The 14,784-nt window shown below is 67.4% G+C and carries 12 protein-coding genes and 1 riboswitch; of the genes, 3 read left to right on the top strand and 9 right to left on the bottom strand.

Going from position 1 to position 14,784, the window contains the following annotated elements; all coding sequences use genetic code 11:
- The first annotated feature begins 65 nt into the window (after window positions 1-65).
- Window positions 66-1,151, top strand: a complete 1,086-nt coding sequence (cyc1, locus tag ACIHFB_RS28870) for an epi-isozizaene synthase (RefSeq protein WP_400128442.1) — start codon at window positions 66-68, stop codon at window positions 1,149-1,151.
- Window positions 1,148-2,524, top strand: coding sequence for a cytochrome P450 (locus tag ACIHFB_RS28875; protein ID WP_400128444.1), 1,377 nt, complete (start codon window positions 1,148-1,150; stop codon window positions 2,522-2,524). The genes cyc1 and ACIHFB_RS28875 overlap by 4 nt, the downstream gene beginning before the upstream one ends.
- A gap of 4 nt (window positions 2,525-2,528) precedes the next feature.
- Here the strand turns inward: ACIHFB_RS28875 and ACIHFB_RS28880 are convergent, their stop codons facing one another.
- From ACIHFB_RS28880 to ACIHFB_RS28920, 9 genes are all read right to left on the bottom strand, one after another.
- Window positions 2,529-3,494, bottom strand: coding sequence for a GlxA family transcriptional regulator (locus ACIHFB_RS28880; RefSeq protein WP_400128446.1), 966 nt, complete (start codon window positions 3,492-3,494; stop codon window positions 2,529-2,531).
- Window positions 3,495-3,723: 229 nt separating this feature from the next.
- Complete coding sequence (locus ACIHFB_RS28885; RefSeq protein ID WP_400128448.1) at window positions 3,724-4,737, bottom strand: ribonucleotide-diphosphate reductase subunit beta; 1,014 nt, start codon at window positions 4,735-4,737, stop codon at window positions 3,724-3,726.
- Complete coding sequence (locus tag ACIHFB_RS28890) at window positions 4,737-7,094, bottom strand: ribonucleoside-diphosphate reductase subunit alpha (RefSeq protein ID WP_400128450.1); 2,358 nt, start codon at window positions 7,092-7,094, stop codon at window positions 4,737-4,739. The genes ACIHFB_RS28885 and ACIHFB_RS28890 overlap by 1 nt, the downstream gene beginning before the upstream one ends.
- Before the next feature lie 121 nt (window positions 7,095-7,215).
- Window positions 7,216-7,358: riboswitch (cobalamin riboswitch) on the bottom strand.
- Between the two features lie 35 nt (window positions 7,359-7,393).
- A complete protein-coding gene (locus ACIHFB_RS28895; RefSeq protein WP_365283987.1) occupies window positions 7,394-7,897 on the bottom strand; it encodes a GNAT family N-acetyltransferase in 504 nt (167 codons plus the stop codon).
- A gap of 74 nt (window positions 7,898-7,971) precedes the next feature.
- Complete coding sequence (gene mctP / locus ACIHFB_RS28900) at window positions 7,972-9,597, bottom strand: monocarboxylate uptake permease MctP (RefSeq protein WP_365283985.1); 1,626 nt, start codon at window positions 9,595-9,597, stop codon at window positions 7,972-7,974.
- Complete coding sequence (locus ACIHFB_RS28905) at window positions 9,594-9,848, bottom strand: DUF3311 domain-containing protein (RefSeq protein WP_365283983.1); 255 nt, start codon at window positions 9,846-9,848, stop codon at window positions 9,594-9,596. Before ACIHFB_RS28905 ends, mctP begins: the two co-directional genes overlap by 4 nt.
- 139 nt (window positions 9,849-9,987) lie before the next feature.
- A complete protein-coding gene (locus tag ACIHFB_RS28910) occupies window positions 9,988-10,188 on the bottom strand; it encodes a YbdD/YjiX family protein (protein WP_365283981.1) in 201 nt (66 codons plus the stop codon).
- Entirely contained in the window at window positions 10,160-12,301 is a 2,142-nt protein-coding gene (locus tag ACIHFB_RS28915) for a carbon starvation CstA family protein (protein ID WP_365283979.1), read from the bottom strand. Before ACIHFB_RS28915 ends, ACIHFB_RS28910 begins: the two co-directional genes overlap by 29 nt.
- 123 nt (window positions 12,302-12,424) lie before the next feature.
- On the bottom strand, window positions 12,425-13,189 hold the full coding sequence (locus tag ACIHFB_RS28920) for a GntR family transcriptional regulator (RefSeq protein WP_365283977.1): 765 nt from the start codon (window positions 13,187-13,189) through the stop codon (window positions 12,425-12,427).
- 306 nt (window positions 13,190-13,495) lie between these two features.
- On the opposite strand from ACIHFB_RS28920, the gene ACIHFB_RS28925 reads away from it, so the two are divergent.
- Window positions 13,496-14,779: an extracellular solute-binding protein gene (locus ACIHFB_RS28925; protein ID WP_365283975.1), complete on the top strand. Its 1,284-nt coding sequence runs from the start codon at window positions 13,496-13,498 to the stop codon at window positions 14,777-14,779.
- The last annotated feature ends 5 nt before the right edge of the window (window positions 14,780-14,784 follow it).

The raw sequence follows: 14,784 nt of genomic DNA on the forward strand, positions 1-14,784 counted from the left end.
CAACGGCGCACGCCCGGCACAGCGGGAGGGGTGTGTGTCAACTGGCGGCTGAGAGGGGTTTGTTCGTGCATGCTTTCTCGCACAGCACCACATCGACACCGACGGCGGTCGCGGTTCCACCATCGCTCTCTCTACCGGTGATCGAGACAGCGTTTCCCAGGCAACTCCATCCGTATTGGCCCAGGCTCCAGGAGAAGACCCGCACCTGGCTACTGGAAAAACGGCTCATGCCGGCGAACAAGGTGGAGGAATATGCCGACGGCCTTTGCTACACCGACCTCATGGCGGGCTACTACATTGGCGCCCCCGAGGAGGTCCTCCAGGCGATTGCGGACTACAGCGCGTGGTTCTTCGTCTGGGACGACCGGCACGACCGTGACATCGTGCACGGCCGGCCCGCCGCCTGGCGGCGGCTGAGGTTCCGGTTGCATACGGCTCTCGATTCCCCCGAGGACCATCTGCATCACGAGGATCCCCTGGTCGCGGGGTTCGCGGACAGCATGGTGCGGTTGTACTCGTTCCTGCCCGAGACATGGAACGCACGGTTCGCCCGGCACTTCCACAGGGTGATCGAGGCGTACGACCGCGAATTCCACAACCGTACCGAGGGAGTCGTCCCGACGGTCGAGGAATATCTCGCACTGCGCCGTCTCACGTTCGCGCACTGGATCTGGACGGATCTGCTGGAGCCGAGCGCGGGACTCGAACTGCCGGACGCCGTACGGAAACACCCGGCCTACCGCAGGGCGGCTCTGCTGAGCCAGGAATTCGCCGCCTGGTACAACGACCTCTGTTCGCTGCCCAAGGAAATCGCGGGCGATGAGGTGCACAATCTCGGAATCAGCCTCATCAAGCATGAGGGGATGACGCTGGAAGCGGCGATCGGGGAAGTAAGGCGACGTGTCGAGGAATGCATATCCGACTTCCTGGTCGCCGAAAACAAGGCCCTGCGCTTCGCCGACGACCTCGACGAAGGAACCGTGCAGGGAAAGGAACTGAGCGCTGCCGTGCGGGCCTGTGTCTGCAATATGCGGAACTGGTTCAGCACCGTCTATTGGTTCCACCACGAGTCCGGCCGGTACATGGTCGACTCGTGGGACGACCGGTCCACGCCCCCGTACGTCAACAACGAAGCGGCAGGTGAGAAATGACCGTCGAGTCCGTGAAGCCCGAAGCCCCGCAACTCGGGGCCTCGGAGCTGCATGAGCCGCCCCTCGCGGGCGGCGGGATCCCTGGCCTGGGCCACGGCCTCAAGCTGGTCCGCGACCCGCTGGCCTTCATGGCCCGGTTGCGCGAGCACGGCGACGTCGTCCGGTTGAGGCTCGGCCCGAAGACGGTGTACGCCGTCACCACCCCGGCACTCACCGGAGCGCTGGCACTGAGCACCGACTTCAAGATCGACGGCCCGCTGTGGGAGTCGCTCGAAGGACTGCTCGGCAAGGAGGGCGTGGCCACCGCGAACGGCCCGCGGCACCGGCGTCAGCGGCGCACCATCCAGCCCGCGTTCCGGCTCGACGCCATCCCGGCGTACGGGCCGATCATGGAGGAGGAGGCGCATGCGCTGACCGAGCGCTGGCAGCCGGGGCAGACCGTCGACTGCACCTCCGAGTCCTTCCGGACAGCCGTGCGGATCGCCGCCCGCTGTCTGCTGCGCGGTGACTACATGGACGAGCGGGCGGAGCGGCTGTGTGTCGCGCTCGCGACCGTCTTCCGCGGGATGTACCGGAGGATGGTCGTCCCGCTCGGACCGCTCTACCGGCTGCCCCTCCCGCCCAACCGCAAATTCAACCGGGCGCTGGCCGATTTGCATCTCCTCGTCGACGAGATCGTCGCCGAACGCCGGGCATCCGGTCAAAAGCCGGACGATTTGCTGACGGCCTTGCTGGAGGCAAAGGACGACAATGGCGACCCCATCGGGGAACAGGAGATCCACGACCAGGTCGTCGCGATACTCACCCCCGGAAGCGAAACGGTGGCGTCCACGATCATGTGGCTGCTGCACATGCTCGCGGAACAACCCGAACACGCGGACAAGGTGAAGGCTGAGGTCGAATCCGTCACCGGCGGCCGGCCCGTCGCATTCGATGACGTCCGCAAGCTCAGGCACACCAACAATGTCGTCGTCGAAGCCATGCGTTTGCGCCCTGCCGTATGGATATTGACGCGACGGGCGGTGACCGACACGGAACTCGGTGGCTACCGCATTCCGGCCGGGGCCGACATCGTGTACAGCCCGTACGCGATCCAGCGCGATGCGCACTCCTATGCGCACAACCTGGAGTTCGACCCCGACCGCTGGCTGCCCGACCGGGTCAAGGACGTCCCGAAATACGCCATGAGCCCCTTCAGCGTGGGCAACCGCAAGTGTCCCAGCGACCACTTCTCGATGGCCCAGCTGACGCTGATCACGGCGGCGCTGGCCACCAAGTACCGCTTCGAGCAGGTGTCCGGATCCCAGGACGGGACCCGGGTGGGCATCACACTGCGCCCGCACAAACTGCTGTTGAGGCCCGTACAGAGGTGAGGCGTCAGGCCGCTTCGGGGCCCCGGAATGTCCGCCGGTAGGCGTTCGGGGTCGTCCCGATCGACCGTACGAACTGATGGCGCAGCGCGGCCGCGGTACCGAATCCCGTTCGGGCCGCGATCGCGTCCACCGTCTCGTCCGTCGCCTCCAGCAACCGCTGTGCCAGCAGTACACGTTGGCGCAGGATCCAGCGGTAGGGAGTCGTGCCGGTCTCCTGCTGGAAGCGGCGGGCGAAGGTGCGCGGGGACATATGGGCGCGGATGGCGAGCTGTTCGACGGTGACCTCCTCGTCGAGGTGCCCCTCCATCCACACCAGCACCTCGCCGACGGTGTCGCACTGCGACCGGGGCAGCGGCCGCTCGATGTACTGGGCCTGTCCGCCGTCCCGGTGCGGCGGTACGACCATGCGCCGGGCGATCTTGTTGGCCACCTCCGGGCCCTGCTCCTTGCGCACGATGTGCAGACAGGCGTCGATACCGGACGCGGTGCCCGCGGAGGTGATCACCGGGTCCTCGTCCACGTACAGCACATCGGGCTCGATGATCGCGCGCGGATAGCGCCGGGCCAGCTCGTCCGCCTGCCGCCAGTGCACCGTGCAGCGCCGCCCGTCGAGCAGTCCGGCGGCACCGAGCACAAAGACGCCGGAGCAGACGCTGAGCACCCGGGCACCCCGGTCCGTCGCTCTGACCAGGGCGTCCAGCAGCTCGTCCGGATAGTCCCGCCCGATGTAGTCGCTGCCCGCGGGTACGGCGATCAGATCCGCCTCGTCGAGCCGATCGAGGCCGTACGGCGTGGAGACCGTGAACCCGGGGACATGTGTGCGCAGCGCGGGGCCCTCCGCCGAGACGACCGCGAAGTCGTACACCGGCAGCCCCTCGTCGCTGCGGTCGAGGCCGAACACCTCGCAGACCACACCGAGTTCGAAGGGATGAACGCCGTCGAGCAGGGCGACGGCCACGTTCCTCAGCATGCTGCCAGTGTGCCTTAGATCTGGCAGTAATTCGAGGGTGTGCGACAGTCCTGCCACTGTCATGAGTGTCTTGCCAGTACGAGACTTACCGCATGAACACATTCCTCGAGTACATGGCCATCGTGATCCTCTTCTCCCTCCTCGGGGGCCCGGCGCTCGTGGGGGCGATCCACGAGCGCCGGATCGACCGGCAGCTGAGGCAGGCGGAACGGAAGAACCAGTCCCGGACTCAGAAGTCCTCGTCCAGGTCGACGGTGCCCTCCACCGCCACCTGGTACGCCGAAGGACGACGTTCGAAGAAGTTGGTGAGCTCCTGAACCCCCTGCAACTCCATGAAGGAGAAGGGGTTCTCGGAGCCGTACACCGGCGCGAAACCGAGGCGGCTCAGTCGCTGGTCGGCGACACACTCCAGGTACTGGCGCATCGATTCCGTGTTCATCCCCGGGAGGCCGTCACCACAGAGGTCGCGCGCGAACTGCAGCTCGGCCTCGACGGCCTCCCTCAGCATGTCGGTGACCTGCTGCTGAAGCCGGTCGTCGAAGAGCTCCGGCTCCTCCTTGCGGACGGTGTCGACCACGTCGAACGCGAAGCTCATGTGCATGGTCTCGTCGCGGAACACCCAGTTGGTGCCGGTCGCCAGGCCGTGCAGCAGACCCCGGCTGCGGAGCCAGTAGACGTACGCGAAGGCCCCGTAGAAGAACAGGCCCTCGATGCACGCGGCGAAGCAGATGAGGTTGAGCAGGAAGCGGCGGCGGTCGGCCTGGCTCTCCAGGCGGTCCAGCTTCTCCACCTCGTTGATCCACTTGAAGCAGAACTCGGCCTTCTCGCGGATGGAGGGGATGTTCTCCACCGCGTCGAAGGCGGCGGCCCTGTCCTCCGGGTCCGGGAGGTAGGTGTCCAGCAGCGTCAGATAGAACTGGACGTGGACGGCCTCCTCGAAGAGCTGGCGGGACAAGTACAGCCGCGCCTCGGGGGAGTTGATGTGCTTGTAGAGCGTCAGCACGAGGTTGTTCGCCACGATCGAGTCGCCCGTCGCGAAGAACGCGACCAGCCGGCCGATCAGATGCTGCTCGGCGGGCGTGAGCTTGGCGAGGTCGGCGACGTCCGAGTGGAGGTCGACCTCCTCCACGGTCCAGGTGTTCTTGATGGCGTCCCGGTAGCGCTCGTAGAAGTCGGGGTAGCGCATCGGGCGGAGGGTGAGCTCGAAGCCGGGGTCGAGGAGATTCTGATTGTTGCTGGGCATTACTGGCAGGCCTCGCAGGACTCGGGGTTTTCCAGGGAGCAGGCGACGGCGTCTTCGGCGGTTGCCTGTACGGGGACGGTGGCTTGGGCCTGCGCGGCGCGGGCGATCCTCGTCGCCGGGCGCGAGCGCAGGTAGTACGTCGTTTTCAGGCCCTGCTTCCAGGCGTACGCGTACATCGAGGAGAGCTTTCCGATGGTCGGCGTCTCCAGGAAGAGATTCAGCGACTGGGACTGGTCCAGATACGGGGTACGGGCGGCCGCCATGTCGATCAAACCGCGCTGCGGGATCTCCCACGCCGTGCGGTACAGCGCCCGTACGTCCGCCGGGATCCAGGCGAACTCCTGCACCGAGCCGCCCGACTCGCGCAGCGCCTCACGGCTGCGCGCGTCCCAGACGCCCAGCGCCTTCAGCTCGTCCACCAGGTACGAGTTGACCTGGAGGAACTCGCCGGACAGCGTCTCCCGCTTGAAGAGGTTGGAGACCTGCGGCTCGATGCACTCGTACACGCCGGCGATGGACGCGATGGTGGCGGTGGGGGCGATGGCCAGGAGCAGCGAGTTGCGCATGCCGACGGCGGCGATGCGTTCCCGCAGGGCCGCCCAGCGCTCCGGCCAGGTCAGTTCGACGTCGTAGTGGTCGGGGTGCAGGACGCCCTTGGCGGTACGGGTCTTCTGCCAGGCGGGGAGAGGCCCGTTGCGCTCGGCGAGGTCGGCGGAGGCCTCGTACGAGGCCAGCATGATGCGCTCGGCGATACGGGTGGAGAGGGCCTTGGCCTCGGGTGAGTCGAAGGGCAGGCGCAGCTTGAAGAAGACGTCCTGGAGGCCCATCGCGCCGAGCCCGACGGGGCGCCACTTCGCGTTGGACCGGCCCGCCTGCTCCGTCGGGTAGAAGTTGATGTCGACGACGCGGTCGAGGAAGGTGACCGCGGTGCGGACGGTTTCGTCCAGGCGCTCCCAGTCGATGTCGCCGGCCGCCGTGTCGACGAAGGCACCCAGGTTGACCGAGCCCAGATTGCACACGGCCGTCTCGCCGTCGTCCGTGACCTCCAGGATCTCCGTGCAGAGGTTGGAGGAGTGGACGACGTGGCCCGGCTCGGCCGTCTGGTTGGCGGTGCGGTTGGCCGCGTCCTTGAAGGTCATCCAGCCGTTGCCGGTCTGCGCGAGGGTGCGCATCATGCGGCCGTACAGGTCACGGGCCGGGATGGTCTTCTTCGCGAGGCCCGCTGCCTCGGCCTTGCGGTACGCCGCGTCGAACTCCGCGCCCCACAGGTCGACCAGCTCGGGCACGTCGGCCGGGGAGAAGAGCGACCAGAGGCCGTCCGTGTCGACCCGGCGCATGAACTCGTCCGGGATCCAGTGCGCGAGGTTCAGATTGTGCGTACGGCGGGCGTCCTCACCGGTGTTGTCACGCAGCTCCAGGAACTCCTCGATGTCGGAGTGCCAGGTCTCCAGGTAGACCGCGGCCGCACCCTTGCGCCGGCCGCCCTGGTTCACGGCGGCCACCGAGGCGTCGAGGGTCTTCAGGAACGGGACGATGCCGTTCGAGTGCCCGTTCGTGCCGCGGATCAGTGAACCGCGGGAGCGGATACGGGAGTACGCGATGCCGATGCCGCCGGCGTGCTTCGAGAGCCGGGCCACCTGGTGGTAGCGGTCGTAGATGGAGTCCAGCTCGTCCTTGGGGGAGTCGAGCAGGTAGCAGGACGACATCTGGGGGTGCCGGGTGCCGGAGTTGAAGAGCGTGGGGGAGGAGGGGAGGTAGTCGAGGCGGCTCATCAGCCGGTAGAGCGCGGCGACTTCGTCGACCGACCTGGTGGTGTCGTCCTCGGCGAGACCGGCGGCGACGCGCAGCATGAAGTGCTGGGGCGTCTCGATCACCTTGCGGGTGATGGGGTGCCTCAGGAGGTAGCGGCTGTACAGCGTGCGCAGGCCGAAGTAGCCGAAGCGGTCGTCGGCGGTCCGGTCGATCAGGTCGTCGAGGCGGTCCGTGTGCAGCCGTACGAACTCGGCGGTGCGGTCGGCGATGAGACCCTCGCGGTGGCCGACGGCGACCGACTGGGAGAACGAGATGACGCCCTGTGAGGCGGCCTCGGCGGCGATGCTGACGGTCAGCAGCCGGGCGGCCAGCCGGGAGTAGACGGGGTCCTCGGAGATGAGGCCGGCCGCCGCCTCGGTGGCCAGCTCGCGCAGCTCCGACTCGTCCGCCCGCGCGGACCGGCCGCGCAGCGCGGCGGCGGCGACCCGGCCGGGGTCGGCGTCGGGGAGGTCGGCGGTCAGCTCGGTCAGGGTCCGCAACACTGCGGTTCCCGGGCCGTCGGGGTCCTGGATCGCTGAGGCCGGTTCGGCTGGCGCGATGGTCACTTGGGGCTCTCCCTCGCTCGGCACGGGGCCTTGCGGAGGGCAGGGGGCAGCTCACGAGCGCACACGGCGTCGCGTCCACCGGCCCATTCCACGAGGCCCGGACGTCTCGCACCCGGACCGGGTGGTCGGGTGCGCCGTCGGCAGGTCCTCGGACTGACCATGTGCACAGAACATGCACAAGTACACCGTTGCGGGACAGTTCCGGATTCGCACCGGATTCCCCTGCGGCGACAGCGAGCACGAGCATACATCTTGTGCCGGGTGAGAACAGCACCACCATATGTTGTGTCGTGTCGGCTTCAGAGCGTCAACTGATAGGTGAGGAGAGTGAACTCGGGGTGCTCCGGGATCGGGTGCCAGTCGCGCTCCGGGGCCCGCGTGAAGCCGAGGCGTTCGTAGATGCGGTGGGCCGCGTGCATCAAGTCCTGGGTCGACAGGACCATGCCGGTGCGCTCCGCGCTGCGTGCCCGGTCGACGCAGGCTCGCACGAGGGCCTCTCCGGCGCCTCTGCCGCGGGCCGCCTGCGCCACGGCCAGCATGCGGATCTCCGCCTCCCCCGCGCGGGCCAGGTCGGCCATGGGGCCGGGAGAGGGTACGAAGGTGACTCCGCCGAGGAGTCGGTCGCCCTGTATGGCCACGAGTACGTCGGCGGCGGCCGCTCGCTTGGCCACGTCCTTCAGTTCGCCGAGGTACCAGTCGTTCTCGCCGAAGGTCAGGAGGCCGTCCTGGAGGTAGGCCTGGGCGGTGATGTCGCCGAGGGTTTCGTATTCGGCGGGTCGTGCTCGCCGGATGAGGATGTCCATGCCGGGCAGTGTGCATCAGGGGTACGACAACGGGCCGCCGGATTTCTCCGACGGCCCGTGTCCTGACGTACGGCTCAGTGAGCGGCGCCGGCGGTCGCCGGAGGCAGGTCGACCTGGACGCCGGGGTCCCCCGAGTCCGCCGTGTAGTCCGCCGGGGACGTCTCGTCGATGCCCTCAGGTGCCTTGACGGCCTTGAGCACGAAGGTCAGCACCACCGTCACCAGCACGTTCAGCACGAACGCGGTGAGGCCGATGTAGCCGATCTCGCCGATGCCGGGGATCTCCTTCGACGAGCCGCCGAAGTGCTTCTGGGTCGGGGAGGCGACCCCGTAGGCGGCGATGGTGCCGTAGAGCATGCCGACCGCCCAGCCCGCCAGCAGGGCCCAGCGGTGGAACCAGCGGGTGAAGAGGCCGCCGACCAGGGCCGGGAAGGTCTGGAGGATCCAGATGCCGCCCAGGAGCTGGAAGTTGATGGCGACCGTCTTGTCCATGGTCAGGACGAAGACCAGCGCACCCACCTTCACCAGCAGGGACACCAGCTTGGAGACCTTGGTCTCCTGCGCCGGCGTGGCGTCCGGCTTGATGAAGTCCTTGTAGATGTTGCGGGTGAAGAGATTCGCGGCCGCGATGGACATGATGGCCGCCGGCACCAGCGCGCCGATGCCGATCGCCGCGAAGGCCACGCCCGCGAACCAGGACGGGAACATGTCCTCGAAGAGCTGCGGGATCGCCAACTGCCCGTTGCTGACCTTGACTCCGGCCGCGATCGCCATGAAGCCCAGCAGCGCCAGCAGGCCGAGCATCAGCGAGTACAGCGGCAGGATGGTCGTGTTGCGGCGGATCACCTCACGGCTCTTGGAGGACAGCGTCGCCGTGATCGAGTGCGGGTACATGAAGAGCGCGAGGGCGGATCCCAACGCCAGCGTGGCGTACGTCCACTGTCCCGCCTCGCCCGGAGCCAGCGCCCCGCGCGGCGCACCCGTCGCCGGGTTGGTCTGGCTGAACGCCTCGCCCGCCTTGGCGAAGATGTCGTCGAACCCGCCCAGCTTGATCGGGATGTAGATGATCGCCACCGCGATGACGATGTAGATCAGCGTGTCCTTCACGAACGCGATCAGCGCGGGTGCGCGCAGCCCCGACGAATAGGTGTAGGCGGCCAGCACACCGAACGCGATCAGCAGCGGCAGGTCCTTGACGAACCAGTTGGTGTTCTCGCCGCCGCCGACGCCCATCACGTCCAGGACGGCCTGGATGCCGACCAGCTGGAGCGCGATGTACGGCATCGTCGCGAGGATGCCGGTGACGGCCACGGCGAGGGACAGGCCCTTCGAGCCGAACCGGCCGCGTACGAAGTCGGAGGTCGTCACGTATCCGTGCTTGTGCGAGACCGACCACAGGCGGGGCAGGAACGTGAAGATCAGCGGGTAGACCAGGATCGTGTAGGGCACCGCGAAGAAGCCGGCCGCGCCCGCCGCGTAGATCGCCGCCGGTACGGCGACGAAGGTGTACGCGGTGTAGAGGTCGCCGCCGAGCAGGAACCAGGTGACCCAGGTGCCGAACGACCGTCCGCCCAGGCCCCATTCGTCCAGGCTCTGCTCGTCGGACCGGCGCCAGCGCGCGGCCAGGAAGCCCATGACCGTGACGGCCAGGAAGAAGATGATGAAGACGGCGAGTGCGACGCCGTTCACGCCGTCCTTCACTTGGCGGCACCTCCCTGGCGGGCACGCTGGTCGCGCTGCCACAGCTTGTACGCGATCATCGTCAGCGCCGTGGAGATCAGCACCCACGCCATCTGGTACCAGTAGAAGAACGGGATGCCGATGAAGGCCGGGTCCGTCTTGGCGTACGAACCGACCCACAGCATCGCCACAAACGGGGCGAAGAGGCAGAGACCGATGATCACCCGGACCGGTGTCACCACCGGCGGTCTCGCTTCAGGCACTTCTGACATACCGCGGCTCCGTCCCCTCACTGATCACCTGTGTAACGCGCAGGCAATCTAGGCGACGGTGTCAGGAAAGCGGAAGCCCTCGTCCGCATATCGGTATGTGGCGGTTCTGTGTCTGCCCTGAGCGGCCGGGCGTCTGCCTTCAGCAGCAGCGGAAGCCCTGGCGCGGGTCCGCCTCCTGCCGGTCCGTGCGCATCCGCTCGAAGTCGCGCCGGGACGGAACCTCGGCCTGGGGGTGATCTTTGCGAACATGCGCGACATAGCGGTCGTACGCCGACTCGTCGGTCAGCTCCCGCACGTACCAGCGCACGCCCCTAAGAGCCCGTGCCACTGCCGACCGCATCGCGCGCCTCCTCCTCCTTCTCCTCCCGGGTCGGGAACAGCCCGGCCGGGGCGACGATCTTCGACTCGACGTACGGCGTCTCGCTCAGCGTGGACAGCGCCGGGCGGCGGACATGCCGGACGCAGACACGGGTCGAGTCGACGATCACGATGACGATGAGCAGCGCGAGGACGGCCGTGAGGACGCCGTCCACCGTGGAGTTGGTGACCACGGTGCGCATGTCGTCCATCGACTTGGCGGGCGCCAGCACCTCGCCCCGGTCGATGGCGTCCTGGAACACCTGGCGTTGCTTGAAGAAGCCCACCTTCGGATCGGACGAGAACACCTTCTGCCAGCTGGCGGTCAGGGTGACCGTCGCGTCCCAGGCCAGCGGAACTCCGGTGATCCAGGCCCACTTGAGGCGTCCGGACTTCACCAGCAGGGTCGTGCAGACGGCCAGCGCGACCGCGGCCAGCAGCTGGTTGGAGATGCCGAAGATCGGGAAGAGCTGGTTGATTCCGCCGAGCGGCTCATGGACGCCGACCCACAGGAAGTAGCCCCACAGCCCGCACACGATGCCGCTGGTGATGAGCAGGCCGGGCTTCCAGCTCACGTTCCTGAAGGGCCGGTAGACGTTGCCCAGGGTGTCCTGGAGCATGAAGCGGCCGACGCGCGTGCCGGCGTCCAGCGCGGTCAGGATGAACAGCGCCTCGAACATGATCGCGAAGTGATACCAGAAGGCCTTGAGGCTTCCGCCGGTCACCTCGGAGAAGATCTGCGAGACCCCGACGGCGAGTGTGGGCGCGCCGCCGGTACGCGACAGCAGGCTCGACTCCTCCACGTCCCGAGCCGCCTGCGCGAGATCGGCGGGGGAGATCTGGTAGCCCCAACTGCCCACCACCTGCGAGGCGTTCTCCACGGTCGTGCCGATCACACCGGACGGCGCGTTCATCGCGAAGTACAGCCCCGGGTCGATGATGCTCGCCGCCACCAGCGCCATCACCGCGACCGACGACTCCATGAGCATGGAGCCGTAGCCGATCATCCGGACCTGCGTCTCCTTCTGGATCATCTTCGGCGTCGTGCCCGACGAGATGAGCGAGTGGAAGCCGGACAGGGCACCGCAGGCGATGGTGATGAAGACGAACGGGAAGAGCGAGCCCGCGAACACCGGCCCGTCGCCGCGCGAGGCGAAGTCGGTGACGGCGTCCATCTTCAGAGTCGGCAGCGCGATCACCACACCGAGCGCGAGCAGCAGGATGGTGCCGATCTTCATGAAGGTGGACAGATAGTCGCGCGGCGCGAGCAGCATCCACACCGGCAGGATCGAGGCGATGAAGCCGTACGCCACCAGCCAGATGACCAGCGTGGAGGGGGCGAGCGTGAACGTGTCGGCCCACGAGGATTCGGCGACCCAGCGGCCCGCGACCAGCGCGAACAGCAGCAGGGCGACGCCGATGAGGGAGACCTCGGCGACCCGGCCCGGGCGCAGCACCCGCAGATAGAAGCCCATCAGCAGCGCGATCGGGATCGTCATCGCGATGGAGAAGGTGCCCCAGGGGGACTGCGCGAGGGCGTTGACGATGACCAGGGCCAGCACACCGAGCAGGATGATCATGATGGCGAAGGCGGCCAGCAGTGCCGCCGCACCACCGAACGGGCCTATCTCCTCGCGCGCCATCTGGCCGAGGGACCTGCCGTCCCTGCGCGTGGAGAAGAACAGCACCACCATGTCCTGGACGGCGCCCGCGAAGATGACGCCCACGATGATCCAGATCGTGCCCGGCAGATACCCCATCTGCGCGGCCAGCACCGGCCCGACCAGGGGTCCGGCGCCGGCGATGGCGGCGAAGTGGTGGCCGAGCAGGACCCGGCGGTCGGTGGGGTGGAAGTCGATGCCGTCGTTCAGTCGCTCCGCCGGAGTGGCCCGGGTCTTGTCGACCTTGAGGACCTTGTAGGCGATGAACTTGGAGTAGAAGCGGTAGCCGATCGCGTACGAGCCGAGGGCGGCCGCGACCATCCAGGCGGCCGAGACGTCCTCGCCCCTGGCCAGCGCGAGCACCGCCCAGCCGACCGCTGCGACCAGCGCGACAAGACTCCAGATGACGATCGTTCGAACGTTCGCGGTGCGCACCGGGTGGTCCTCCCGTCCATGCGATGACGGAAGGACCGTAGAACAGGAATGTGATCTGCGCTACACCGCGTGCAGGTGTTCGCTCTACGAACGCTTCATGCGAACGCCGTCAGCTCAACATCCTCAGTCCTGCGGCCGCTTGAGGCGGGCGACGAACTTGTAGCGGTCCCCCCGGTACACCGAGCGCACCCACTCCACCGGCTGTCCCTCCCGGTCCAGCGAGTGGCGGGAGAGCATCAGCATCGGCAGTCCGACGTCGGTGCCGAGCAGGCCGGCCTCACGGGGGGTGGCCAGCGAGGTCTCGATGGTCTCCTCGGCCTCGGCGAGATGGACGTCGTAGACCTCGGCCAACGCCGTGTAGAGAGACGTGTACTTGACCAGTGACCTGCGCAGGGCCGGGAAGCGCTTCGCGCTCAGGTGCGTCGTCTCGATCGCCATCGGCTCGCCGTTCGCCATGCGCAGCCGCTCGATGCGGAGCACCCGGCCGCCGGCCGTGATGTCGAGGAGCTCGGCGAGCCGGTCGTCGGCGGTGATGTAGCCGATGTCGAGGAGCTGCGAGGTGGGTTCGAGGCCCTGGGCCCGCATGTCCTCGGTGTACGAGGTGAGTTGGAGGGCCTGCGAGACCTTGGGCTTGGCGACGAACGTGCCCTTGCCCTGGATCCGCTCCAGGCGTCCCTCGACGACGAGTTCCTGGAGTGCCTGGCGCACGGTCGTGCGCGAGGTGTCGAACTCCGCGGCGAGGGTGCGCTCGGGCGGGACCGGAGTGCCGGGGGCCTGTGTCTCCGTCATGTCGAGCAGGTGCTTTTTCAGGCGGTAGTACTTGGGCACGCGCGCGGTACGGACGGTGGCCCCACTCTCGTTCTCCGCACTGCTGACGTCGGTGCTCATGCCCTGCCTTCCCGGCTCCGGATACGGCTCACATCGTGATCCCCTCTGTATACCGCCGCCGCCTCTTTTGGTCTAGTCCACAGCGGCGAGTGGTCTAGCGGAAGACGGTACTCCGGGCCTCCTGATTTCGCTGGTTTCTTACTTAAAGGTTCCTGCATATGTAGGTCGCATAACGGCTGGTCGGAGGGGTTTCGAGCACCCTTGACACGCGTGTTGGTCTGGTCCAAGCTCCCGGTACTGGTCTACACCATTGGTCCAGTCCCGGCCCCAATGGCGGTACGGGGGGGCATCCCTGAGGAGGGTGGCGTGAAGCGCAAGCTGATAGCCGCGATCGGTATCGCGGGCATGATGGTCTCCATCGCGGCGTGCGGTGACAGTGACAGCGGGGGCTCGGACAACACCGGCGCGGACGCCAAGGAGCTGACCGTCTGGCTGACCGTCGACGCCCAGAACAACTGGCCCGAACTGGTGAAGGCCGCCGACGACGCGATCAAGAAGAAGCACCCCGGCATCAAGATCAACCACGAGTACTACGGCTGGCCGGACAAGAACGCCAAGCTCGACGCCGTCCTCGCCACCGACAAGGCCCCCGACGTGGTCGAGATGGGCAACACCGAGATGCTGGGCTACATGGTCAAGGGTGCCTTCGCCCCCGTCGACCCGGCGAAGTTCGAGAACTCGGACGCCTGGCTGGACGGCCTCAAGGCCTCGGTGACCTACGACGGCAAGACGTACGGCGTCCCGTACTACGCCGGCGGCCGCGTCGCCAACTGGCGCACGGACGTGGCGGCTTCGGTCGGCGTGAAGTCGGCCCCGAAGACGTACGAGGAGCTGACCGCCGCCCTGGACAAGATCCAGAAGGAGAAGGGCGACAAGTTCAGCGCCTGGTACCAGCCCACCCGCGACTGGTACGCGGCCATGTCCTTCGTCTACGACGCCGGCGGCTCCATCGCCGAGGAGTCCGGCGGCCAGTGGAAGGGCAACCTCTCCTCGCCCGAATCCCTCAAGGGCCTCACCGAGTTCAAGAACGTCGTCGACAAGTACATGCACGGCGACAAGACCAAGGACGAGTCCGACCGCTACATCGTCTACGGCCAGGGCAAGTCCGCCATGATCTTCGGCGCGGCCTGGGAGGGCGCGACCTCCGAGGACCCGAAGAACGACAAGACCGGTGACCTCAAGGGCAACCTCGAGAACTTCGTGATGCCCGGTCCGTCCGGCAAGAACATCCCGGTCTTCCTGGGCGGCTCCGACCTCGCCGTCCCGGTGAAGTCCGACGCGCAGGCCGTCGCCGCCGAGTGGATCAACGCGCTGACGGGCGCCTCCGGTCAGAAGGGCCTGATGGCGAAGGGCAACCTGCCCAACAACAAGACGGACCTCGAAACCCTGAAGAGCGACCCGGCGACGGCCGTCCCGGCCACCGCGGCCGAGTCCAACTGGTTCGTCCCGATGGCGCCCGGCTGGGGCCAGGTCGAGAAGGCCCAGGTCCTTCAGACCATGCTCCAGTCCATCGGCACCGGCAAGAAGTCGGTCGAGGCCGCCGCGAAGGAAGCGGACGCCGCGATCGACAAGGTCATCAACACCAAGTGACCTGA

The sequence above is a fragment of the Streptomyces sp. NPDC051963 genome, assembly GCF_044593495.1.
In the GTDB taxonomy this organism is placed as follows: domain Bacteria; phylum Actinomycetota; class Actinomycetes; order Streptomycetales; family Streptomycetaceae; genus Streptomyces.

Excerpts from the sequence above, each read along its gene's own strand:
- ACIHFB_RS28875 (WP_400128444.1), top strand. The coding sequence starts at position 1,148 with ATGACCGTCGAGTCCGTGAAGCCCGAAGCCCCGCAACTCGGGGCCTCG.
- ACIHFB_RS28880 (WP_400128446.1), bottom strand. The coding sequence starts at position 3,494 with ATGCTGAGGAACGTGGCCGTCGCCCTGCTCGACGGCGTTCATCCCTTC.
- ACIHFB_RS28885 (WP_400128448.1), bottom strand. The coding sequence starts at position 4,737 with ATGCCCAGCAACAATCAGAATCTCCTCGACCCCGGCTTCGAGCTCACC.
- ACIHFB_RS28895 (WP_365283987.1), bottom strand. The coding sequence starts at position 7,897 with ATGGACATCCTCATCCGGCGAGCACGACCCGCCGAATACGAAACCCTC.
- ACIHFB_RS28905 (WP_365283983.1), bottom strand. The coding sequence starts at position 9,848 with ATGTCAGAAGTGCCTGAAGCGAGACCGCCGGTGGTGACACCGGTCCGG.
- ACIHFB_RS28910 (WP_365283981.1), bottom strand. The coding sequence starts at position 10,188 with ATGCGGTCGGCAGTGGCACGGGCTCTTAGGGGCGTGCGCTGGTACGTG.
- ACIHFB_RS28920 (WP_365283977.1), bottom strand. The coding sequence starts at position 13,189 with ATGAGCACCGACGTCAGCAGTGCGGAGAACGAGAGTGGGGCCACCGTC.